This window comes from Sphingomonas agri (assembly GCF_038148795.1).
Lineage (GTDB): Bacteria > Pseudomonadota > Alphaproteobacteria > Sphingomonadales > Sphingomonadaceae > Sphingomicrobium > Sphingomicrobium agri.
In genome coordinates, this window is record NZ_JBAPEU010000001.1 from 693,379 (window position 1) to 714,636 (window position 21,258).

The following is a 21,258-nucleotide window of genomic DNA, read 5'->3' on the forward strand; positions in this document are numbered from 1 at the left end:
GGCGAAACTGGTCCGCCCGGCCTTTCCGAAGCTTGGAGAGCTTGCGGTTAGAAACTGAGTCGAGCGCCGATACGGATCGAATAGAGCGACGATCCATTCACGGTGATCAGCTGATCAGCCAGGAACGAGTCGCTGCTCGGTGCGGAATACTTGTACTGCGCGCAGGCGTTCGCGCCGCTTGCAACGCACGACACCTTGGTCACGACGTCGGTGTACGGGAAGAAGTTGCGCAGCTGCTCACCCCATTTGTGATTGATGAGGTTCGGCAGGTTTTCGATATCGGCGAACACCGAGATCCGCGACTTTCTGACGAAGGTCGGAATTTCCTGTTCGAGGTGAAGATCGATTTTCGTGAACCACTTCGAGTTGAATGCATTTCGCGGGGCGATTTTGCCGCGATAGTTCTTGAGGGCCGTCGAGTTGATGATCTGATCGATCCGCGCGGCAGTGGCTGCGCTGTCGTAAGTCACCCTGGGGTCGGTGAGACCGGTCGGCACATAGAACAGGAAGCGGCTGGTATTGCCCGCCGTTCCGAACACCGCGCTACGACCGCTGACCGTTCCTGCGTCCTGCATGGTATAGCTGAATGGCGAACCGATGCGGGTTTCCCCGAAAAGGTCGATCCGGGTCCTGTAATTGCCGAAGAAGGCATGATCAAAGCCAAGGTCGTACTTGACCGAATAGCGGACCTCGTCGTTCGAATGGCCGAAAGCGCCGCTGTTTGCATCGTAATATGCCGTGTTGCCATAGTTCGACGATGCGATCGACGACACGACCGCGGCCTGATCGCGCACGTCCTGATACGTGAAGCTGGCGAATGCGCTGAGACCGAAGTCCCACTTTTTGCTGAGGCTCGCGACTCCGATATAGCCGTGACCGCGCTTAGTGTTCCCAAGAATGGTGTCGGCGTTGCCCGAGACACCACCCTGGCTCGCGGGCGTGGCATCAAAATACCGCTGACGGCCGTCCGGCGTCAGCGCGCTGGCGCCGACGATCGGATGGTCGCGGCCATCCCGATAAAGAATAGCTTCGCGGGTCTTCGAGATGAGCGCGCTAGCTGCGAAAATCCAGTGATCGCCCAGCGGCCCGAAGTTGAAGTCATAAGTGCCCGACAGCGAACCGCGCCACTGGGACGGAATCTTGAAGTTGGGATCGATCGCGGCAACGGGCGCGTTCTGCAGTCCCTTCAGCGCTGCAGTTGCAGCCGGCGGTACCTGCGTCAGGCTGACGTTGGTCAGGAACGGACTGCCCGGAGTTGCGGTGCTGAACAGGACCGGCTGGACGCCGCTGGATGAGAAACTGTTGCCAATATATACGTCCGGCGTACCGCCGCCGAAGATGCCGACTCCGCCGTGGACGTCGAGCCGCGGGGTGACCTTCCAGTCAAAGCCCACGCGCGGCTGGAGCAGCCCGCGTCCGTCCATGAAGCCAGTGTTCGAGAATCCTTCGCGCGCCAGGAATGCCAGATTGATCAATGGGTGGCTGCTGCTTCCGTAGACGTCGTAACGAAGGCCGGCTGTTACGGTCAGCGTGGGCATAACCCGCCAGTCGTCCTGGGCGCCGAAAGTCTGGGTCGAATAGCTGAAGATGGCAGCCGCATCGTTCGGGTTTCCGGTCGTCGCGTTTGCGTAACCGAACTCCTGCGCCTTGCCCGCCTGGAACGCAGCAATCGAGTCGAAGTAGTAGGCACCGAAAGCGCCCGACGAGATGCCGGTGCTGCCCGGGTTCGCCGTCTGGCCAATGAACAGATTGTAGTTACTGACGTGCTGATAGTCGTACAGGAACCGCACGTTGTGGTTTCCCAGCGAGAGTCGCACCAATTCCTGCGCGTCAAACGTCTTCGTGTGCAGGACGTTGGTTTGTGCCGAACCGAGAGGCCCCACGGCGAGCGATGTCACGTTCGACGAACATTGCGTCGCGTTGCCGACGGTGATCGCCGCCGGAGTGCCGGCATCCGTGCAAACCAGAGCGAGCGCGGTCTTCGCGAGGATCGGATTCTGGCCGCTCTGATAATCTTTGTACATCACGCGCGTCTCGGTGGAGACGAGGGGAGACCAGGTCGAGTTGAGCGTCGCTACGCCAGCCCAAAGGCGGTTCGGCTTCACATAGTCGTTCGATTCGGTCGACTGCGAAGTGGGTGAATTGAAGCCCAGCGTGTTGATCTGGTCCTTCGTATAGATGCCCGTAACCGAAAGGCGCTGCCTATCCGTCAGGTTGGCGTCGATACGGCCGACGACACGGTCGTCCTTGTCGCCCTGATTGGTCAGGATGCCGCCGGCATCCACGCCGTACTTGTTCTTCGCGATGCTGACGACTTGGTTGAATTGATCCGATGTGATCGAGCTTTGCGACAGGTTGAACGGATTGTTCGCACGCACGCGTTCCGCCGCCACCATGAAGAACAAGCGGTCCTTGATGATCGGACCTGATAATTCGACGCCGTAATCCTGGCTCTTGAATTTGGGCTGCGGCACGAAGCCGGTGGGGTTGGAGATATAGGGCTTGAGATGGGAACCGGTCAGCTTGTTAGTGTTGACGCTGTAAAAGCCAGTTCCCTGAAAGCGATTGGTACCTGAACGCAGGATCGCGTTGATGACTCCGCCTTGGAAGAAGCCTTCGCGAATGTCGTATGGTGCGACCTTGGTCTGAAACTCGCCGATCGAATCAAGCGGCACCGGACCGCGGCGCGATGGGAGCGCGTCGGGATTGAGGCCGAAGCTGTCGGTGATTGGCACGCCGTCAACGGTGAAGCGATTGAAGCGGGGATTGGTGCCGGCAAAGGTCACCTGCCGCCCGGTCGATTGGGAGGTGTCGAGCGTTGCAAAGGGGTCGCGGCGCATGAGGTCGCGAATATCGCGGTTGACCGAAGCTACCTTCGAAATGTCGTTCGCGTTAAGAACGGTCGAGGGACCAGTGCCGATCACGTGCGCGCCAGCGCGAGTCCCCGTGATGACGATGGCTTGCTGCTGCCGTGAAGCGGCAACGAGCTGAACTGGAACGCTGAGCGATTGGCTGGACTGCGTATAATTGTCGGTGACGGTTGTGGGCTCAAAGCCTTTGGCTGAAACCGTAATCGTGTAAGGTCCGCCGACGCGCAGCCCGGAGGCATTGAATGAGCCGGTGCTGTCAGTCGCTGTCTTGGTGACGGTGCCCGACGGAACGTGAGTTACGACGACCTGAGCGTTTGCGACCGGCTGACCGTTGGCGACGACCTGACCTGTAATGGTACCGGTCGTCTCCTGAGCCATTGCTGGCGTTGCAATGATCGCACCTGCTGCGACCGGCACGAAAAAGGCTGCGCACGAGCGCAGCAGAAAGGCTTTCTTCACGGAAAAACTCCCCCGCAACAGACTGATTCTGAATGGAACCCCTGCGCCGCTATTAGCCGATTAAGGCAGCGATGTTACAGCCTCCAAAGCCCTGCCAACGATTCCGCGAAACCGTTGCAGATATGCCACGCTTCGATTGGTGTCAGCCCGCGTCGAGGCGCCGGCCGAGTCCCACGAAGAGATAGACGAGAGGCGGGACGAGGAGGGCCGAAAGCGCCACCTTGGCGAGCATCTGTCCAAGAAGAAGCTCGCTGATCGGGAACACGCCGTAGAAGGCGATGGTGATAAAGATGAGGGTGTCCACAACCTGGCTGAGGACACTTGCGATGGCCGCGCGAAGCCACAGCAAACCTTGACCCTCGCGCGACTTCAGGCGGCTGAAGATCGTCACGTTGAGGAAGGTCGAGACGCCGTAAGCGCTGATCCCGCCGATCCAGATTCTCGGCGTGCCGCCCATCACCGTGTTGAAAGAACTGAGACGCTCGGGATCCATCTCCGGCGAGGCGGGAAGGGCAAGAACCAGGAAACTCAGGAGCAGCGAGACGATCAGCGGCACGAAGCCGATCAGGACCAGGCGATTCGCGACCGATCTGCCGTGCAGCTCGGCGACGGAACTCGAAGTCACGACGAGCAGAAGAAATGCAAAGATGCCCGCTTCGACCGCGAGCGGTCCAAGAGCGACCTGCTTGTTGCCGAGCACTCCTGCGATGCAGACCATGCCGCCGTAGAAAATAGATAGGGCGAAGAGCGAGAGCGGGATGGATCGAGGCTGGTCGGTCATGCCTGAGAATGCGTAACGGCTTTGAGGCGCCGCGCAACCGGCGTTGACCGCGCCGCGCCCGCGCGGCTAGCGAGCCGCCCCGTGACTTCCTCAAGCCTCGACATCGTGGCGATCGGCGATGCAATCGTCGACGTCATTGCAACGACGAGCGACGCGTTCTTGAACGAACGCGGGCTTGCCAAGGGCGGGATGCAGCTGCTGACTGCTGCCCAGGCCGACGAGCTGTATGCCGCCATGGGACCAGCCCGCGAGATCAGCGGGGGTTCGGCGGCAAACAGCATGGCGGGAGCTGCAGCGCTCGGCCTCGACGTCGCCTTTGTCGGCCAGGTCGCGCGGGACCAGCTGGGCGACATCTTCGCCCATGACATGCGTTCGCTCGGCGTCGAGTTCAAAACGCCGCCCATTGCCGGCCCGCCGCCGACCGGCCGCTGCCTCATTCTCGTGACCCCGGACGCCCAGCGAACGATGAACACCTGCCCGGGCGCAAGCCATGAGCTTACGCCTGCCTCGCTCGATCCGGACTTCATATCCTCTGCGAGCATCACCTTCCTGGAAGGCTATCTCTGGGGCCCCGAGCGTCCCCGCGCGGCGATGCTCGAGGCTGCGAGCATCGCTCATTCGGCCGGACGGACGGTCGCCTTCACCTTGTCGGAGAGCCTCTCAATCGGCGATCGGCGTGAGGGTGTTCGCGGCATGATCGAGGCAGGAACCGTCGATATCCTCTTCGGGAACGAAGACGAGGTGCGTCACCTCACCTCGTGCGGCGACCTTGCCGACTGCATCCGATCGCTGTCGAGCCGCGTGCGCACGCTCGTCATCACCAGGGGGCCGCATGGAGCCGTTGCGAACGAGGACGACCAACTCGTCGAAATCAAGGCCGCGCCGATCGAGAGGGTCGTCGATACGACCGGCGCAGGCGACCTGTTCGCCGCGGGCTTCCTCGCCGCGCGGTGCCGCGAGCGGCCGCTCAAGGCCTGCCTCGAGACCGGCGCCATCTGCGCGGCAGAAGTGATCTCTCATTTCGGAGCGCGGCCCGAAGCGAACCTCAAGGAGCTTGCCCGCCTGTGAATCATATCAAGCGCCTTGCAGTCTATTGCGGATCGGCGTCGGGCTCGAACGGCGTGTTCGCGGATGCAACCCGGGCGACCGCAGCCGCCATGCTCGCGCGCGGAGTCGACCTTGTCTACGGGGGCGGCCGGCTTGGCCTGATGGGCCTTATTGCCGACAATATCCTCGCCGGCGGCGGCCGTGTGTACGGGGTGATCCCCAAGGCCCTCGTCAAGCTCGAGGTCGCCCATACGGGTGTCACCGAGCTTCGGACCGTCGAGACCATGCATGAGCGCAAGGCCGAGATGACGGAGCGGGCCGACGCCTTTCTTGCGCTTCCGGGCGGCATCGGCACGCTCGATGAATTGTTCGAGGCGTGGAGCTGGAACGCGCTCGGCTATCACAAAAAGCCGCTCTGCCTGCTCAACGTGGAAGGGTATTGGGACGGCATGATCGAGTTCATCGACCATGCGACGGCGAGCGGTTTCCTGTCCGGCCAGCGGCGCAGCCAGCTGCTCGTCGCCTCCACTCCCGAGGAGGCGCTGGATTTGCTGGACGAAGCCGCCGCAGCCGCTACGCAGGGCATGGTCTGGTAAGAAATTCTCGCGCCTCGGGGGAGGGGCTTCATGAATCAAAAGCTGCTCGGCGTTGCCGGCATCATCGTCATTCTTGCGATCGCCTTCGCGCTATCGACGAACCGAAGGGCAATTCGGATCCGGGTGGTCGGCGCCGCTTTCGCGCTGCAGGCGGCCATTGCCTTCCTGGTGCTGTACACGAGCTGGGGCCGCGCCGCGATCCAGACTCTCTCGAACGGGGTCGGCAATCTCCTTGGCTATGCAACCAAGGGGACCGAGTTCCTGTTCGGCCCAAGCGAATCCAATCCGCTGGCGCACAGCTTCGCAATCGCTGCGCTCCCCGTGATCATCTTCTTCGCCTCCCTCGTCGCCATCCTTTATTATCTCGGGATCATGCAGCGGATCGTCCGCTGGGTCGGCGGGGCGATCGGCTGGGTCACGGGCATCAGCCGGGTCGAATCTCTTTCGGCTGCCGCCAACATCTTCGTCGGCCAGTCCGAGTCCCCGCTTGTCGTCCGGCCCTATCTTGCAGCGCTTCCCCCTTCGCGTCTTTTCACCGTCATGTGCGTCGGCATGGCAGGCGTCGCAGGAACAATCCTTGCGGCCTACGCGAGCCTCCTTGGCGCAAGCTATCTGCCCTACCTTCTTGCAGCCGCATTCATGTCGGCGCCGGGCGGCATCCTCATGGCCAAGATGATCATGCCCGACGACCCCGCCGATACCGATAAGGCCGAGGACACGAAGGTCGATGTCGCGGAGACTTTCGAAGAAGGAATGCAGCCGGCAAACATCATCATGGCCGCGGCGCAGGGCGCGCAGACGGGCGTCAAGCTTGCAGTCGCGGTCGGGGCCATGGTCCTCGCCTTCGTCGCGCTGGTTGCGCTCGCCAACGGTCTCCTCGGCGGCCTTGGCAACCTGGTGGGAATTCCCGATCTCAGCTTCCAGCGGCTGATCGGCTATGTCTTCCAGCCAGTCATGTTCCTCATCGGCGTGCCGTGGCGCGAGGCGGGAACAGCGGGCGGACTATTCGGCACCAAGCTCGTCCTCAACGAATTCGTGGCGTTCATCGAGCTTGGCAAGATGGACCCGGCAACTTTGAGCGCGCGGAGCCGCGCGATCGTCACCTTTGCGCTCTGCGGTTTTGCCAACTTCAGCTCGATCGCGATCCAGATGGCCGTGACCGGCGGCCTTGCGCCCAATCAGCGCCCGGTGATCGCAAGGCTTGGTATTCGCGCGCTTCTCGCCGGAAGCCTTGCCAACCTCATGAGCGCCGCGCTTGCAAGCCTGATGCTTCCCTGAAGCAGGGACGCGGGGGCGAGGAGACGCAGCTCGATTGCTTCGCTTCGCTCGCATTGACGAGTAGAGAGTAACGTCATGGCAACGATGACTGACGACGAAATCGCATCTGTTTCGCTGAAGGACGCGGACCGCGACCCCCAGCAATTCGCACGCAAGCTCGGCTCGAGCTTCGAGGAATACGGCTTTGCGATCATTGCCGACCACGGCGTTCCAGGTGAGCTGATCCTCCGCGCCGAAGAGAAGGCCAAGGCCTTCTTCGCGCTGCCCGAGGAAGTGAAGCGCAAATATCTCGTCCCGGGCGGAGGCGGCGCTCGCGGCTATACGCCCTTTGGGATCGAGACGGCCAAGGGCCACAAGGCGCACGATCTCAAGGAATTCTGGCACGTTGGCCGCGACCTCCCTGCCGGGCACAGGTTCCGCGATCATATGCCTGACAATCTTTGGCCCTCGGAGGTGCCGGGCTTTAAGGAAACCTTCCTCGAGCTGTTCGCGACCTTCGACCGAACCGGGCTCAAGATCCTCAAGGCCATCGCGCGCTACCTCAAGATCGACGAGGATTATTTCGAGGACGCGGTGCGCGACGGCAATTCAGTGCTTCGAGCACTCCATTACCCGCCGCAAACGGAGCCTACGGGAGAGCATATCCGCGCAGGAGCGCACGAGGACATCAATGCGATCACCCTGCTCCTTGGCGCCGAGGAGGCGGGGCTCGAGCTTCTGACCACCGATGGTCGCTGGATTCCGGTGTCGCCCAAACCTGGCGAGCTGGTGATCAACATCGGCGACATGCTGCAGCGTCTGACGAACGGGAAACTGCGCTCGACATCCCACCGGGTCGTCAACCCGGCGCCCGACCGGGCAGCGCTTGCGCGCTATTCGATGCCATTCTTCCTGCACTTCCGCTCGGACTTCCTTATCGAAGCCCTTCCCGAGACGGTCGCTGCTGGGGAACAGCCCAAGTGGCCGGCGATTACAGCGAACGACTATCTCCAGGAGCGCCTCAGGGAGATAAAGCTCGTCTGAAGATTTCATCCCGGGCAACCGGCTTGTCGAGGAGCCTTCAATGGACATCACGCAGCTCATCGCCGACGATCATGCCGAACAGCGCCGTCTGTTCGCCCTCATCGACGAGCTCTCACCCGCCGACGCCCAGACGCTAAAGGCGGTCTGGGCGCGATTGCGGGCACTCCTGGACACGCACGCGCTTGCCGAGGAGCGGTTCTTCTACCCCGAGCTATTGAAGGTCGGCCGCGGCGCCGACGATGAAAGCCCGCGCGACGAGACCCGCGATGCGATCAAGGATCATAACGAGATCCGCGATACCGCATCGAACGTCGATGGCTGCGAGCCTGGTTCCCGGCAATGGTTCGATGCGGTTGCAGCCTGCAACAAAGCCAACAGCGATCACATGGCCGAGGAGGAAAGACAGGGCCTCGCCGATTTCCGCCGGCACGCGGACCGTGAGCTTCGTCACCGTTTGGCGCTGCAATTCCTGCAGTTCGAGTCCGAGTATCTGAGCGGTGAGGGCGTGAAACCGGTCGACCGCGACGTCGACGCCTACGTCCTTGAAAACAGCTAGGCGGGGCGCTCAAGATTGGCCGGTCCAAAGCCGAACGGGATGAGCTCGCCAACGCTGTGCCGTTCGATCTTGGACCCGTCGCCGCTCCCGCACATGATCTCAAGATCGCGGCCGCTGAGCTGTGCTGCCTCGAGGATCGCCTGGCGGCAGCCTCCGCAGGGCGTGCAGACCACGTCGCCGGTCCCGCCCACCACCGCGATCCTCGCAACCTTGCCGAGCCCGAAGCGATGCTGCGCCGCGCTGAGCGCGCTCTGCTCCGCGCAGATACCGAGCCGGTAGCAGGCATTTTCCATGTTGGCGCCGGTCACGACCTCGCCGTCGACCGACTCGATCGCACAGCCGACATTGAACCTCGAATAAGGAGCATAGGCCCTCGCCGCCGCCGTCCGTGCAAGCTCAAGCAATTGTTCATCTGTCATGCTCTTGTCCTTAGGCGGCTGCACAGGGCATGCGCTAGCAGTTCCGAATCTCAAGAGTGTTCGTCAATGAAGCCATGGTTGACTGTTGCCGCGGCCGCCGCGGCCTTGCTTCCAAGTCCGGTATTCGCGTGGGGCAAAACCGGCCACCGGGTCGTCGCGGCAATCGCCGATCGGGAACTCAGCGGTCTTGCGCGCGCAAAGATCGAGCAGATTCTCGAACCGGGCGAGAGCCTCGATGAAGCCGCGAACTGGCCCGATGAAATGCGCGCCGCGCCTGGCGAATTCTGGCAGAAAACGGCAACGCCCTGGCACTATGTGACACTGAACGGAACGGTCTACGATCATGCACCGCCCGAGGGCGATGCGCTCGAGGCCCTCGGCCGCTTCAGCCGCATCCTGCAGGATCCGAGCGCGAGCCGTGAACAGAAGAAGACGGCGCTCCGATTTGTTATCCATCTCGTTGGCGATCTTCACCAGCCGCTCCACGTCGGCAAATTGAACGACAGGGGCGGCAATGAGGTGAAGGTGACTTTCTTTGGCAAGCCCACCAACCTCCACAGCGTCTGGGATTCGCTTCTGGTCGACGACGAACAGCTTTCGTTCAGTGAACTTGCAGCGAAGCTCGAGCGGCATATCAGCAACGAAGACGTGGTGAAGTGGTGGGACGCAAATCCTCGCGACTGGATCAGCGAGAGCGCAAAGATTCGCGACACCCTTTATCCGACTGCGAGCGACCTTCCGCGCTCCAGGGGGAACGCGCCCGAAGCGGCAGCGGTACCCGATCTTTCCTACGGCTATGTCTTCAGGTTCACGCCGGTGATGCAGCAGCGACTGAGCCAGGGGGGCATTCGGCTCGCCGCCTATCTTGATGCCATCTTTGCTGAGCCCGAGGCGCGTTCCGCAAAATGATCCGCCGCCTTGCCGCCGCGTTTCCGGCCATTCTACTCGGGGCCTGCGCTGCCCAGGTTTCGCACCCGCTCGCTGCCGGGCCGGGGCCCGCACCGATCGAGGTGCAAATCCTCGCCTTCAACGACTTCCACGGTAATCTCGAGACGCCGGATCCGGTCGAGGTCACGGAGCCCGATGGCAGCAAGCACAAGATCGCGACGGGGGGCGCTTCACATCTCGCGGCGGTTCTCAGCGAGCTCCGTGCAGGGCGCAGCAGCACGATCACCGTTTCCGCCGGCGACACGATCGGCGCATCCCCGCTCGTCTCGGCCAATTATCTTGATGAGCCCGCCATAGATGCAATGAATCTCCTGAAGCTTGAGATCAATTCTGTCGGCAATCACGAGTTCGACCGCGGCAGCGACGAACTGAAGCGCATGCAGGCGGGCGGCTGCGCCAAATACACTCGCCGCGTGCCTTGCGCCGTCGAACCCTTCGGCGGCGCGCGCTTCCGCTACCTTGCCGCAAACGTGGTCGCAGCGGACGGCTCGACCATCTTTCCTGCAACCGCGATCAAGCGTTTCCAGACGCCCTCTGGCCCGATCACGATCGGCTTCATCGGCGAGACGCTCAAGGGAACCGCGACGCTGGTGACCCCGTCGGGGGTCAAGGGTCTAAGCTTCAGGGACGAGGCGGAGACTGCAAATGCTCTGGTGCCGCAGCTGAAGGCCGAAGGCGCGGACGCCATCGTCCTTCTCATCCATCAGGGCGGCAAGACCCCGACCTTCACCCGCGGCGAGGCCTGCGATGGTCTAAGCGGCGAGATCCTGCCGATCCTGAAGAAGCTCGATCCCGCGATCAGGACCGTGATCTCGGGTCATACCCACTGGGCCTACGTCTGCAGAGGTACGCCAGGCATTGCCGATGGGCGGCTCCTCACCAGCGCCGGCAAATACGGCTACTTCGTCACCGACCTGCGCCTCCAATTCGATCCGGCGACGCACCGGCTGGTCCACCAGGACGCCCACAACGTCACCGTCGGCAACGGCGAGCATGGGGAGGACATCGCTGAACAGGCGCTGGTTGGCCGCTATGCCGCGGCGGTCGCGCCCATCGCAAGCCGGGTCGTCGGCCACCTCGCCGGACCTGCAGCGAGGAACGTGCAGGATGGGGAAAGCTCGGCTGCGGACCTCGTCGCTGATTCCATGCTCGCCGCAACAAAAGCTCCGGATAAGGGCGGGGCCGAGCTGGCGCTCGTCAATGCGACCGGCGTCCGGGTCGATCTTCCAGGCGGTGACGTTCGCTACGATGCGGCCTTCGCCATGATGCCCTTTGGCAACAACCTTGTCGTCATGACGCTAACCGGTGCTCAGCTGAAGAGCACGCTCGAGCAGCAATTCGGATCGGCGATCCGCGCTGGCTTTAGGACTCCCGCAGCGCTCGCGCCCTCCCAAGGCTTCACCTACGCGGTCGACATGTCGAAGCCGGCCGGCAACCGGCTATTCGACATGCGTCTCCAGGGCCGGCCGATTGACCCGGCGCGCCGCTACCGCGTGGCCGTCAACAATTACCTCGCTTCGGGCGGCGACAATCTCAGCGCCTTTACTGCCGGGACCGATATCACCGACAGCAATATCATCGACCTCGACGCACTCGTCGACTGGATTGCTCCTGGCAGGACGCCGCCCGTTCCCGACCGCGTGCGCATCACCGGCATCCACTGATGTCATTGCAAGCGCCGCTCGCTAGCGAAGCGGCGGCTCGTCGAAGCTGCGGAGCTTGCGGCTGTGAAGGTCTTCACCTTCGCGTTGCAACAGGTTGAGCGCCTGGATCCCGATCCTCAAATGCTGGCTGACCGCGCGTTCGTAGAACGCGTTGGCCTGGCCCGGGAGCTTCAGCTCGCCGTGGAGCGGCTTGTCCGAAACGCACAGCAACGTGCCGTAGGGCACGCGGAAGCGATAACCCTGGGCGGCAACCGTTGCCGATTCCATGTCAATCGCGACGGCGCGGCTCTGGTTGAAGCGCAGCGACGAGGCGGCGTAGCGTAATTCCCAGTTGCGGTCGTCAGTCGTCACGACCGTCCCCGTACGAAGGCGCCGCTTGACGCTGTCCTCGTCCTCCCCGGTAATACTGGTCGTTGCGTCGAAAAGGGCATTCTGCACTTCGGCGATCGCGGGCAGCGGCACTTCGGGTGGAAGTACATCGTCCAGCACATGGTCGTCGCGAAGATACGCATGGGCGAGCACATAATCGCCGATTGTCTGGCTCGGCCGCAGGCCCCCACAATGGCCGATCATCAGCCACACTTCGGGACGAAGCACTGCGACATGGTCGCAAACCGTCTTCGCATTCGAAGGCCCGACCCCGATGTTGACCAGCGTGATGCCGCTGCGACCCTCGGCCATGAGGTGATAGGCGGGCATCTGGTGACGTCGCCACTGGCCTGCAGCGATCTGCGCTTCCGCGTCGGTCAGCTCGCCCGGCTCATAGAGAGCGCCGGGCACGGAGAGGGCCGTGAACCGCGAGTCCTTTCGCCTCAACGTGTCGATTGCAACGCCGACGAACTCGTCGACATAGCGGACATAGTTGGTGAAGAGGACGAACTGCTGGAAATGCTCCGGGGGTGTCCCGGTATAGTGCCGCAGGCGCGCGAGGCTGAAGTCGGTACGCGGCCCGTCGAACAGGGCGAGCGGCCGCGGCTGCTCCGGGCTTCTCACCCAGACGCCGTCCGCGATCTCGTCGCCAAGGTGCACCAGTTCGTTAGAGGGAAAGAAGCGGGAGAGTTCGGCGGTGCCGATGTCACCGACCTGGATGCCGCTGTTCTCGATCACGTAGGCGTAGGGGATCTCGCTTGCAGAGTGTCCTACCGAGACGACGACGTCATAGTCGCGGGCGATATGTTCGAGCTGATCGACGAGATAATCGCGGAAAAGCTCGGGGCGCGCGATGCTCGTTGCGTAGGTGCCGGGCTGGTTGAGCCGTGCGAACGCGCGCGCGGGCGCGGGCGCCGGCATCTTGCCGCCGTATTCGATCCGAAGCTCGGGATAGGCGAATGCGCCCTTCTTGCGGAAGCGCGCGTCGGGAGCGGTGCGATCATCCACATAGCGCGCAAGCGCCTGACGAAGATTGCCCACGGATTCATCGTAAATCGCCGCGAGCTCGTCGACGATTGCGTGGGCGTTGAACTGACGTTTCATGGCCTGCACTAATCGGGAGTGAGGTGCAGAGGCAAGATCGCGGTCGGCAACGAAGCATAGCCAACGCGGCGAGGCGCCACTCCCGCGGCCTCAATCCGGCTCCGGCAGCCTGCCATTCGTCCGTCCAAGGCGCAGGAGGACGAAATATGGATGTGAGCGCATCTCTCACGTCTGCTGAAAAAACAGCCTTATCCAGGCATTGAAGGCGGGTAACACCTCCCTCAGAAGTCGAACTCGTACTCCAGTAGCAGTCTCGCCTGGCCCCTCGCCTCATCGCGTGCAGCGCCGACAGCAACCAGATAGCCGGCTTCGATGCCCAGCTCGCCGCGAGCAGGCAGATGCTCAAGCTCGGTCTTTAGAATCGGGCCGACAAAATGCCCGGCTCGCGGGAAGAGGTGTCGCGTCGAACCCAGCTCGCCGAACGCCTCTACGCCGCCTCGAAGGTCTCCAATGAGCTTCCAATCGGCCGAAGCTCCGTACCCAAACTCCACGGGGCTGCCACCTTCGAGCTGCTTCTCGGCAATCAAGTTGAGCCGCCCGTCGAATGTCCCTCGGCGATGCTGGAGCAACAGCTTGGTTTCCAGGTTGTCCGCACCGTGCCGCTCCGCTTCGTACTCACCGTAGATCGCGACGTCGGTGTCGATCGCATTGATGTGACCGAGCGTTACAATGCCTTCAGCCCCCACGGCCTGGAATTGACGGGAACCGCCCGGTTCCCGCTCAAACCCGAGCAGCACTCCGGCATAAAGACGGTCCGAGAAACCATGCGACAGTTCCACGACAGTTGCGTCTTCGCCGGCGGCCACGCCGCCTACCAGCCTACCGTAGCGAACTTCGACCTCCGATACGCCCGTCTCCACCGTGGCCCCGTAAACCTTCTCATCCAAACCCGGAGCTGCATGGAGGGCGCTGCCGCCGAGAGCCAGGACAGCTGCGGCAGCGATTGAAAACGACTTCATGAACACCCCATCGTTTGACTGTTGCAGGGGCATCTATTGCGACTGACTCTCAGTTGCAACTACGGATTGGGCACACCGGGGTCTTGAACATTGCGCTGGCGCCGCTAGGTGGAGTCCACGTTGGGGAGTAGCTTCCGGCCTCTTGGTCGGCATCGCGTCAACATACTTGCGCTGCGGCGCATGGCGCGAAGGGCGGCACGTTTCGCTTAGCGAGACCAGCACACCCCAGGTCCACCGGGCGGCCTAGCGGGATGTGCTGTCTTGCGCCCGGCGGAGCTCTTCGATGACCCCCGGTGCAATCGCCGTTCTCGCCTTCAGTATGTCAGCGGACGCTTGCGCTGCGGCAATGGCGCGCGGCGCATCTACGCGGCCCAACTTCCGGAGCGCCTTGAAAGGCGGCCTGGTCTTCGGTTCTGTCGAGGCCGTCACGCCGCTGCTCGGCTGGGCCATCGGGCTCGCAGCCAGCCGGTTCATCGCTGCTATCGATCACTGGGCCGCTTTCGTGTTGCTCGGCATTGTCGGCGGCAAAATGGCCTTTGAGAGCATTCGCAGGCTCGGCCAAGCTGAAGAACTTTCAGACAAGGCCCCGATTAGAGCCGGCGTGCTGACGCTGGTCCTGACCGCATTCGCCACCAGCATCGATGCAGCCGCAGTCGGGGTGACGCTAGCGCTGGTGAACGTGAACATCGTTTCAGTGTCTCTGGCGATAGGCGCTGCGACCTTCACAATGGCGACCGCAGGCTTGCTGGTTGGCCGGGCCTTCGGAGTGCGCTTCGGGCCTATCATCGAGCTGATCGGAGGCCTGGGTCTCATCGCCATCGGCACCGCGATCTTGCTTGAACACACCGGCTTTATCGGCTGATTACGGAGGCAGTCCCCATGTTGTATCTCGCAATCAAAGCCGGTTTGTCTGGCATCATCATCGCGATCGTATCGGAGGTAGCCAAGCGGTACCCGGGTTTCGGGGCGCTCATAGCGTCGCTGCCGCTGGTGTCGGTCCTTGGGATCCTGTGGCTGTGGCACGACAAGCCAGATGTGCCGAACATGGCCTCGCACATCCAGGCGACCTTTTGGTTCGTCCTCCCCTCACTTCCGATGTTCCTGCTTATGCCTGCATTGCTTCGCGCCGGCTGGAACTTCTGGGCGGCGTTAACAGTGGGCTGTCTCCTTACGATTGCACTCTATCTCGCCATGACCGCCATCGGGCCGCGCTTCGGTCTCAGGCTCTAGTGGTCACCGCTGTACGTTTGTAAGGTCCAGCGCGGAACGCATGGCCCTCGCCAGCCTGCTGGCATCCGCCACCCCCCAGAAGTGCATGAAATAGAGCTTGGGCTCCTCGCCAATCATGTGACTGTGCAGGGCGGTCACCTCGACGCCGTTGGACCGCAGGATACGCATCACTGGTGCAACCTCGCTTGCGACCAGAACGAAGTCTCCGGTAACCGCAGCCTTGCCGCCGCTCGCCGGCTGGAAGTTGATTGATATGCCCGTACCCATCGTCGCAGGTACGTCCATGCCATCATCAATGATCTTCTCGCGGCGCGGTACGGTGAACTGATAGACCCCGCCGGTGGCTTTTCCCTGCTTGCCGATGATGCGATCGATGGCAGTAGTGTCGAGCTCGATGGCAGCAGGTGCCGCGATGGCGGGCGGCTGGAGCGGCGTGTGCGATAAAGCCAGCGCGGCGTGCAGTGCAGCCGCGAGTTTCGCAGGGTCGCCGTGGCCGTGAACATGCATATAGACCGTCTGCGGCAATGACCTCAGCAGGTGGTTGTGAATGGCGGTGACCTCGATCCCGCCTTGCAGCAGGCCGCTCATTACGGGGTTCACCTCATCGGGCGTCAGCACAAGGTCCCCCATGACGGTTGCCGACCCTCCCAGGGGTTCGAACGCCAGCCATGAGCCCAGGGCGAGAGCAGGCTTGATCGCCACGCCATCGAGTTGAACGTTGAGGTCTGACCTGGGGAAGCCGTATCGCCGTACCCCGTCCGGCTGCGTTGCGCCCGGCCGGCCGAGAGCTTGATCGACGGCAGCCCAGGACTGCTGTGGCGCCTGGGCTTGCAGCACGGCCGGAGCAGAGCCGACGAGCGCGCACAGGACGAAGAAACCGCTCAATCGCATGACGTTCCTCCTCCAACCGAGAGTAGCCGCTTCTTTCACACAAAGGACGGGTGAGGGCCAATGAACTCGCGTGCTGCCGTCGCGACTTCAGGACAGCAGTTTGCGGGCATTATCCTGAGTCTTTCGGAGCGACGGGGCGACAACAGTGAGCCGGATCATCTGTTCGGGCATGTTAGACGCGCCGCGCAGATGTCGCGCTCGTTCGAAGGAAAGCTGTTAGTTTTCAGCGGATTGCCAAACTGCCAATAGTCTGGCCGGGGATGGTGCCCAGGAGAGGACTCGAACCTCCACGCCCTTGCGAGCGCCAGCACCTGAAGCTGGTGCGTCTACCAATTCCGCCACCTGGGCACAGGTGCTTGTCTTTTCGGCAGGCGGCGGCGCTTAAAGGCGCCGCCGCTGCCTTGTCAATCTAGGAAGCGAGCGGCTATCGCGCCACCCCATGATTGAGCGGAACGAAGAGCTTGTAACCGTCTTCGGCGGCGGCGGATTCATCGGCCGCTACGTCTGCGAACTGCTGTTCAAGCGTGGAGTCCGGGTGCGCGTTGCGAGCCGCGACCCTCGCAGCTCCTACTTTATCCAGCCGCTGGGCCAGGTCGGGCAGTTCGGCTTTCAACAGGCTGACATCACGAATGCTGCGAGCGTCAGGAACGCCGTCAAGAGCGCGACCGCGGTCATCAACCTGTGCGGCGTTTTCGGCAAGGGAATGCATTCGGTTCACGTCGATGGCGCTCGCAACGTTGCCGAGGCGGCGCGCGATGCGGGCGCGGTAGCCCTCGTCCACATTTCGGCGATCGGCGCGAACCTCGAGGCGAGTTCGGCCTATGGCCGGACCAAGGCCGAAGGAGAGGAAGCTGTCCGCAAGGCCTTCGGCAGCGTGACGATCCTCCGGCCCTCGCTGGTGTTTGGTCCCGAGGACGAGCTCACCAACCGCTTTGCGGCAATGGCCCGCTTGCCGTTCCTCCCGGTCATCGCTGCCAAGCGCAATTTCCAGCCCGTCTACGTGCGCGATCTTGCCAGGGCGATCGCGCTATCGGCACTCGAGCCGCAGCGCTTTGGCGGCCAGACCTACGAGATCGGCGGTCCGCAGGTCATGAGTATGGTCGAACTCCAACAGGCGATCGTCGATCTCAGCGGGCAGAAGACGGACATCGTTCCGATGCCGGATCTGTTCGGCAACCTGCTTTCCTATTTCGGCTGGCTGCCCGGCGCGCCGCTCACACGTGATCAGTGGCTGATGCTTCAGAAGGACAATGTTCCGTCAGGCAACTTGCCGGGCCTTGAAGCATTCGCGATCGAACCGGCCCCTCTTGGAGCGGTTGCCTACGAGTGGCTCGGCCGCTTCCACCGAGGCGGCAAGTTCGCGGGACGACGGATTAATTTGACGGCCACCTCGTGATCCGCGACGCCTAGCCGATGCCCATTCTCCTGATCGCCATCATCCTCGGCATTGTCGAGGGCGTCACCGAGTTCCTGCCGGTCTCCTCGACCGGCCATCTCATTCTCGCCACCGAGCTCCTCGGCTTCGATGCCGAGAAATGGGCTTATTTCAACGTCATCATCCAGCTGGGCGCCATCCTTGCCATCGTGGTGCTTTACTGGCGCACCTTCTGGGCGGTGCTCGAAGGGCTCATCAGGCGCAACGCCATGTCCTGGCGTTTCGTTCGAAACGTGCTCATCGCTTTTCTTCCCTCGGGAGTCCTTGGGTTTCTTCTCATCAAGCACATCGAGGCGCTGCTCGGGAACGGGAAGGTCGTGGCGATCGCCTTCATCATCGGGGGCATCGCCATCCTGGTGATCGAGCGGATGGCCAAGCGCTCCGACACGATCGGGGTCAGCGAGATGCCGGCCGCGACGGCAGCGGGGATCGGCGTGGCGCAGTGCCTCGCGATGATCCCCGGCGTCAGCCGCTCGGGGGCGACGATCATGGGTGCACTCTCGCTCGGGGTTGAACGAAGGACGGCCGCCGAGTTCAGCTTCTTCCTGGCGATCCCGACCATGCTCGGATCAACTACTCTCGAACTCGTCAAACACCATCACGAGATGATGTCGGGCGCAGGCGTCGGCTTTGGCACCATCGCGGTCGGTTTTGCAGTCAGCTTCGTGGTCGCGCTCATCGTCGTGCGGGCCTTTGTCCATTATATTTCGCGCCACGGCTTTGCCCCGTTCGCCTGGTACCGCATCGTCGCGGGCGCGGCTGCTCTGGCGTGGCTGACCCTGCGCTAAGTTTTAACTTGCACGGCAGTATCCCTGGCCTGATAATTCAGTGACTTAGATGGTGGTACCCATGCACAGAAGCTTGATCGGCCTGCCGCTTATCCTGTGTCTTACAAGCCCCGCGCTTGCGCAGGAGCGAGTCGCACCGCCGGCGGCCGACGCCTTCCAGCTTCCGCCCGAATTGACAGATCCTGCAACAATCCAGCGGGTCGCCGGCGCCATGCAGGCCGCCTCGCAGGCGCTCCTCAACGTCCGGGTCGGCGAGATGCACGCGGCGATCGAAGGGCGTGAAGCATCGCCGCGCGAACGCAACGAAACGGTGGGCGACCTCGTTCGCAAGAAGGACCCGAACTTCGACCGCGACGTCCAGCACAAGCTTGCGACGGTCGGACCCCAGATCGGCCGCACCGTGAGGGCGTTAAACGAAGCGCTTCCCGGGATTGAGCGAAGCCTTGCAGAAGCGCAGCAGGCCCTCGATCGCGCGGTCGCCAATCTTCCCGATCCGACCTATCCGAGGCGCTAGACGCCCGACGCTCAGCCGCTAAAGCAGCGGCTCGATGTGGCAGCTTTTCCAGTTCCCGCTGTGTCCCTTTTCAAGGAAAGTGCGTCTCGTCCTTGCCGAGAAGGGCGTCGGGCATGAATTGGTGCGCGAGAATCCCTGGGAGAAGCGCGACGAATTCATCGACCTGAACCCTGCGGGCGAAACCCCGGTCATGGTCGAGCCGGATCAGGGGGTCACCCTCATCGGTTCGCAGCCGATCGTCGAATATTTCGACGAGACGGTCGACCGCATGCCGATGATCCATGGCAATGGTGCGCTCCGAGCCGAGATCCGGCGGATGACCGAATGGTTCGACATCAAGCTCTATCGTGAAGCCGTCGAGCCCTTGATGAACGAGCGGATGCGCAAGCGGCTCGTCAACCGCGAGAGTCCCGATACCAGGATCTTGCGCGAGGCGATGCGCACCTCGAGCGAGCATCTCGATTACCTCGACTATCTGCTCGACCACCGCCGCTGGCTTGCCGGCCCTGGCCTCAGCCTCGCCGATTTCACGGCCGCCGCTCACCTCAGCGTTATCGATTATCTCGGTGCGTTGGACTGGCGCGGACACAAGCAGACCAAGGACTGGTATGCGGTGATGAAATCGAGGCCGTGCTTCCGGCCGCTCCTTGCTGAACGGATGGAAGTGATCGTGCCGCCCGGCCACTATGACAAGGTCGACTTCTAGCTGGGGACGCCGACCGACTGGCTGATATTCAGACCGTGCCGCGTGCGCGGACTGCGTCGCAGATCTGGAAATAATCGGTCGTCAGCTCGGTACCGGCTGCAAGATCGCTTGCTGCAACGTCATCGCCGAACGCGACTCCAAGCGAGATGGTGTTGGGTTCGTCCGAATGATTGAAGTGGCGTCCGTTGTCGCCGCACAATACCCACAGCCCCGATTGCTCGTGGAAGGTCGAGTACATCACGAGGAAATCGCGAAGCCGCTCGGGCATGGTTTCGAGCTCTTCGTTCGAGAAGATGCGATCGATGCGGCTGTCGAAACGCCAGATGAGATCGCCAGCCTTGACGTCCTCGAGGAGGAATGTGCCGATCCCGTGGATCAAGCTTGGCCTGAGTTCGGTCTCGACCATCAACATGAACGAACGCTCCACGCCCCAACGGGCGCGCTAACGGCAGTGCCCGCGCATGGTTCCGTTGCGGTCAGGCGGCGATGAGCGCCCCGCGATAGACCTGGTCCTCGAGAGTGCGGCCGGCGCCCAGCGCAACGCAGCTCATCGGGTCGTCCGCGACATGAACGGGGAGCCCTGTCGCGTCCTGGAGCACCGTGCTGAACTCGCGCAGAAGCGAGCCGCCGCCGGTCATGGTGATGCCCTGGTCGATGACGTCTGCAGCGATCTCCGGCTGAGTGTTTTCAAGCGCCGTGCGCACGACCTCGACGATCTGATTGACGGGCTCGCTCAGGGCGTCAGCGACCTGCGCCTGGTTGAGCTGGATCTCGCCCGGCATGCCCCGGCCAACATCGCGCCCGCGCACAAGCGTCGTCAGGCCCTCGCCGTCGCTGGGGCGAACCGCCGCGCCGATCTCGAGCTTCACGCGCTCGGCCGTTCCTTCCCCGATGAGGAGATTATAGTTGCGGCGGACGTAGGAGGCGATCGCTTCGTCCATCTTGTCACCGCCGACGCGCGATGAACGGCAGAGCGCCAGGCCCTGGAGCGAGATCACTCCGACCTCGGTAGTCCCGCCGCCGATATCGACCACCATTGATCCGATCGGTTCTGCAACCGGCAGGCCCGCGCCAATCGCCGCAGCCATCGGCTCCTCGATCAGCGACACACGATCGGCGCCGGCGTTGCTCACGGCATCGCGGATCGCCCGCCTTTCGACGGACGTTGCTCCCGAGGGGATGCAGATCACGACTTCGGGTCCGCGCGAAAAGCGGCTCGGTCCGCCGTGCGCCTTGCGGATGAAATGCTTGATCATCTCCTCGGCGACTTCGAGGTCGGCGATGACGCCATTGCGAAGCGGGCGAATCGTCCGGATGTTGTCGGGGGTCTTGCCAAGCATCAGCTTTGCATCGTCGCCCACGGCACGTACCTTCCGCACCCCGTTCAGCGTTTCCATGGCGACGACCGAGGGCTCGCTTGCAACAATGCCCTGACCACGAACGTAGACGACGGTGTTCGCTGTGCCGAGATCGATGGCAAGGTCGCGCGACGAGAAGTTGAACAAAGAACGCATTGCGGGCCCCCCGGCCTCAAGATTCGGAGAATCAAAGGCTTAGGCCCCCCCGCACCGCCGGTCATATGGTTAATGGCGGTTAGACGCGGGGCGTGGTTTTCCTGCGC

21 protein-coding genes, 1 tRNA gene and 1 riboswitch are annotated in these 21,258 nt (G+C 62.7%); of the genes, 13 read left to right on the forward strand and 9 right to left on the reverse strand.

Annotated elements, in window-relative coordinates; genetic code table 11:
• Nucleotides 1–47 precede the first annotated feature (47 nt).
• Nucleotides 48–3,329 (reverse strand): TonB-dependent receptor, encoded by a 3,282-nt coding sequence (locus V8192_RS03450; RefSeq protein ID WP_341631650.1) that lies wholly within the window; start codon nt 3,327–3,329, stop codon nt 48–50.
• A gap of 142 nt (nt 3,330–3,471) precedes the next feature.
• Nucleotides 3,472–4,110: a queuosine precursor transporter gene (locus V8192_RS03455; RefSeq protein WP_341631651.1), complete on the reverse strand. Its 639-nt coding sequence runs from the start codon at nt 4,108–4,110 to the stop codon at nt 3,472–3,474.
• Between the two features lie 81 nt (nt 4,111–4,191).
• On the opposite strand from V8192_RS03455, the gene V8192_RS03460 reads away from it, so the two are divergent.
• The 5 genes from V8192_RS03460 to V8192_RS03480 all read left to right on the forward strand — a co-directional run bounded on the left by V8192_RS03460 (nt 4,192) and on the right by V8192_RS03480 (nt 8,610).
• A complete protein-coding gene (locus V8192_RS03460; RefSeq protein WP_341631652.1) occupies nt 4,192–5,178 on the forward strand; it encodes an adenosine kinase in 987 nt (328 codons plus the stop codon).
• A complete protein-coding gene (locus V8192_RS03465) occupies nt 5,175–5,753 on the forward strand; it encodes an LOG family protein (RefSeq protein ID WP_341631653.1) in 579 nt (192 codons plus the stop codon). Before V8192_RS03460 ends, V8192_RS03465 begins: the two co-directional genes overlap by 4 nt.
• Nucleotides 5,754–5,783: 30 nt before the next feature.
• Nucleotides 5,784–7,031 (forward strand): NupC/NupG family nucleoside CNT transporter, encoded by a 1,248-nt coding sequence (locus tag V8192_RS03470; RefSeq protein WP_341631654.1) that lies wholly within the window; start codon nt 5,784–5,786, stop codon nt 7,029–7,031.
• Between the two features lie 84 nt (nt 7,032–7,115).
• Complete coding sequence (locus V8192_RS03475; protein WP_341632298.1) at nt 7,116–8,054, forward strand: isopenicillin N synthase family dioxygenase; 939 nt, start codon at nt 7,116–7,118, stop codon at nt 8,052–8,054.
• A gap of 40 nt (nt 8,055–8,094) precedes the next feature.
• Nucleotides 8,095–8,610 carry a hemerythrin domain-containing protein gene (locus tag V8192_RS03480; RefSeq protein ID WP_341631655.1) on the forward strand — a complete coding sequence of 172 codons (516 nt, stop codon included), beginning with the start codon at nt 8,095–8,097 and terminating at the stop codon, nt 8,608–8,610.
• Here V8192_RS03480 and cdd read toward each other — a convergent pair.
• On the reverse strand, nt 8,607–9,029 hold the full coding sequence (gene cdd / locus V8192_RS03485; RefSeq protein ID WP_341631656.1) for a cytidine deaminase: 423 nt from the start codon (nt 9,027–9,029) through the stop codon (nt 8,607–8,609). The genes V8192_RS03480 and cdd overlap by 4 nt on opposite strands.
• 66 nt (nt 9,030–9,095) lie before the next feature.
• Between cdd and V8192_RS03490 the strand changes: the two genes are divergently transcribed.
• The gene (locus tag V8192_RS03490; RefSeq protein WP_341631657.1) at nt 9,096–9,938 is read left to right on the forward strand and encodes a S1/P1 nuclease; all 843 of its coding nucleotides are present in this window, start codon (nt 9,096–9,098) and stop codon (nt 9,936–9,938) included.
• The gene (locus V8192_RS03495) at nt 9,935–11,641 is read left to right on the forward strand and encodes a bifunctional metallophosphatase/5'-nucleotidase (protein ID WP_341631658.1); all 1,707 of its coding nucleotides are present in this window, start codon (nt 9,935–9,937) and stop codon (nt 11,639–11,641) included. Before V8192_RS03490 ends, V8192_RS03495 begins: the two co-directional genes overlap by 4 nt.
• Before the next feature lie 21 nt (nt 11,642–11,662).
• Here the strand turns inward: V8192_RS03495 and V8192_RS03500 are convergent, their stop codons facing one another.
• Nucleotides 11,663–13,114 carry an AMP nucleosidase gene (locus tag V8192_RS03500; protein WP_341631659.1) on the reverse strand — a complete coding sequence of 484 codons (1,452 nt, stop codon included), beginning with the start codon at nt 13,112–13,114 and terminating at the stop codon, nt 11,663–11,665.
• Between the two features lie 221 nt (nt 13,115–13,335).
• Nucleotides 13,336–14,073, reverse strand: a complete 738-nt coding sequence (locus V8192_RS03505) for a hypothetical protein (protein WP_341631660.1) — start codon at nt 14,071–14,073, stop codon at nt 13,336–13,338.
• Nucleotides 14,074–14,188: 115 nt separating this feature from the next.
• A riboswitch (yybP-ykoY riboswitch) is annotated at nt 14,189–14,352 on the forward strand.
• Nucleotides 14,353–14,419: 67 nt separating this feature from the next.
• On the opposite strand from V8192_RS03505, the gene V8192_RS03510 reads away from it, so the two are divergent.
• Nucleotides 14,420–14,935 (forward strand): manganese efflux pump MntP, encoded by a 516-nt coding sequence (locus V8192_RS03510; RefSeq protein WP_341631661.1) that lies wholly within the window; start codon nt 14,420–14,422, stop codon nt 14,933–14,935.
• 17 nt (nt 14,936–14,952) lie between these two features.
• A complete protein-coding gene (locus V8192_RS03515) occupies nt 14,953–15,303 on the forward strand; it encodes a DUF3147 family protein (RefSeq protein ID WP_341631662.1) in 351 nt (116 codons plus the stop codon).
• A 3-nt stretch (nt 15,304–15,306) separates the two neighbouring features.
• Here V8192_RS03515 and V8192_RS03520 read toward each other — a convergent pair whose 3' ends face one another.
• Nucleotides 15,307–16,194 (reverse strand): DUF1259 domain-containing protein, encoded by an 888-nt coding sequence (locus tag V8192_RS03520; protein WP_341631663.1) that lies wholly within the window; start codon nt 16,192–16,194, stop codon nt 15,307–15,309.
• Nucleotides 16,195–16,455: 261 nt separating this feature from the next.
• A tRNA-Leu gene (locus tag V8192_RS03525) sits at nt 16,456–16,542 on the reverse strand.
• 91 nt (nt 16,543–16,633) lie between these two features.
• Here V8192_RS03525 and V8192_RS03530 point away from each other — a divergent pair.
• From V8192_RS03530 to V8192_RS03545, 4 genes are all read left to right on the forward strand, one after another.
• Nucleotides 16,634–17,590 carry a complex I NDUFA9 subunit family protein gene (locus V8192_RS03530; RefSeq protein WP_341631664.1) on the forward strand — a complete coding sequence of 319 codons (957 nt, stop codon included), beginning with the start codon at nt 16,634–16,636 and terminating at the stop codon, nt 17,588–17,590.
• 17 nt (nt 17,591–17,607) lie between these two features.
• Nucleotides 17,608–18,417, forward strand: a complete 810-nt coding sequence (locus V8192_RS03535; protein ID WP_341631665.1) for an undecaprenyl-diphosphate phosphatase — start codon at nt 17,608–17,610, stop codon at nt 18,415–18,417.
• A gap of 61 nt (nt 18,418–18,478) precedes the next feature.
• The gene (locus V8192_RS03540; protein ID WP_341631666.1) at nt 18,479–18,931 is read left to right on the forward strand and encodes a hypothetical protein; all 453 of its coding nucleotides are present in this window, start codon (nt 18,479–18,481) and stop codon (nt 18,929–18,931) included.
• Between the two features lie 34 nt (nt 18,932–18,965).
• The gene (locus V8192_RS03545; protein ID WP_341631667.1) at nt 18,966–19,637 is read left to right on the forward strand and encodes a glutathione S-transferase family protein; all 672 of its coding nucleotides are present in this window, start codon (nt 18,966–18,968) and stop codon (nt 19,635–19,637) included.
• A gap of 28 nt (nt 19,638–19,665) precedes the next feature.
• On the opposite strand, the gene V8192_RS03550 is transcribed toward V8192_RS03545, so the two are convergent.
• Nucleotides 19,666–20,049, reverse strand: a complete 384-nt coding sequence (locus V8192_RS03550) for an SET domain-containing protein (protein WP_341631668.1) — start codon at nt 20,047–20,049, stop codon at nt 19,666–19,668.
• A 64-nt stretch (nt 20,050–20,113) separates the two neighbouring features.
• Nucleotides 20,114–21,151, reverse strand: a complete 1,038-nt coding sequence (locus V8192_RS03555) for a rod shape-determining protein (protein ID WP_341631669.1) — start codon at nt 21,149–21,151, stop codon at nt 20,114–20,116.
• Nucleotides 21,152–21,258 lie beyond the last annotated feature (107 nt).

What these genes read in the sequence shown, in the direction of transcription:
- V8192_RS03455 (WP_341631651.1), bottom strand. Translation starts at nt 4,110, where the DNA reads ATGACCGACCAGCCTCGATCCATCCCGCTCTCGCTCTTCGCCCTATCT.
- V8192_RS03470 (WP_341631654.1), top strand. Translation starts at nt 5,784, where the DNA reads ATGAATCAAAAGCTGCTCGGCGTTGCCGGCATCATCGTCATTCTTGCG.
- V8192_RS03475 (WP_341632298.1), top strand. Translation starts at nt 7,116, where the DNA reads ATGACTGACGACGAAATCGCATCTGTTTCGCTGAAGGACGCGGACCGC.
- V8192_RS03480 (WP_341631655.1), top strand. Translation starts at nt 8,095, where the DNA reads ATGGACATCACGCAGCTCATCGCCGACGATCATGCCGAACAGCGCCGT.
- cdd (WP_341631656.1), bottom strand. Translation starts at nt 9,029, where the DNA reads ATGACAGATGAACAATTGCTTGAGCTTGCACGGACGGCGGCGGCGAGG.
- V8192_RS03490 (WP_341631657.1), top strand. Translation starts at nt 9,096, where the DNA reads ATGAAGCCATGGTTGACTGTTGCCGCGGCCGCCGCGGCCTTGCTTCCA.
- V8192_RS03495 (WP_341631658.1), top strand. Translation starts at nt 9,935, where the DNA reads ATGATCCGCCGCCTTGCCGCCGCGTTTCCGGCCATTCTACTCGGGGCC.
- V8192_RS03500 (WP_341631659.1), bottom strand. Translation starts at nt 13,114, where the DNA reads ATGAAACGTCAGTTCAACGCCCACGCAATCGTCGACGAGCTCGCGGCG.
- V8192_RS03505 (WP_341631660.1), bottom strand. Translation starts at nt 14,073, where the DNA reads ATGAAGTCGTTTTCAATCGCTGCCGCAGCTGTCCTGGCTCTCGGCGGC.
- V8192_RS03510 (WP_341631661.1), top strand. Translation starts at nt 14,420, where the DNA reads ATGGCGCGCGGCGCATCTACGCGGCCCAACTTCCGGAGCGCCTTGAAA.
- V8192_RS03515 (WP_341631662.1), top strand. Translation starts at nt 14,953, where the DNA reads ATGTTGTATCTCGCAATCAAAGCCGGTTTGTCTGGCATCATCATCGCG.
- V8192_RS03520 (WP_341631663.1), bottom strand. Translation starts at nt 16,194, where the DNA reads ATGCGATTGAGCGGTTTCTTCGTCCTGTGCGCGCTCGTCGGCTCTGCT.
- V8192_RS03530 (WP_341631664.1), top strand. Translation starts at nt 16,634, where the DNA reads ATGATTGAGCGGAACGAAGAGCTTGTAACCGTCTTCGGCGGCGGCGGA.
- V8192_RS03535 (WP_341631665.1), top strand. Translation starts at nt 17,608, where the DNA reads ATGCCCATTCTCCTGATCGCCATCATCCTCGGCATTGTCGAGGGCGTC.
- V8192_RS03540 (WP_341631666.1), top strand. Translation starts at nt 18,479, where the DNA reads ATGCACAGAAGCTTGATCGGCCTGCCGCTTATCCTGTGTCTTACAAGC.
- V8192_RS03545 (WP_341631667.1), top strand. Translation starts at nt 18,966, where the DNA reads ATGTGGCAGCTTTTCCAGTTCCCGCTGTGTCCCTTTTCAAGGAAAGTG.
- V8192_RS03550 (WP_341631668.1), bottom strand. Translation starts at nt 20,049, where the DNA reads ATGTTGATGGTCGAGACCGAACTCAGGCCAAGCTTGATCCACGGGATC.
- V8192_RS03555 (WP_341631669.1), bottom strand. Translation starts at nt 21,151, where the DNA reads ATGCGTTCTTTGTTCAACTTCTCGTCGCGCGACCTTGCCATCGATCTC.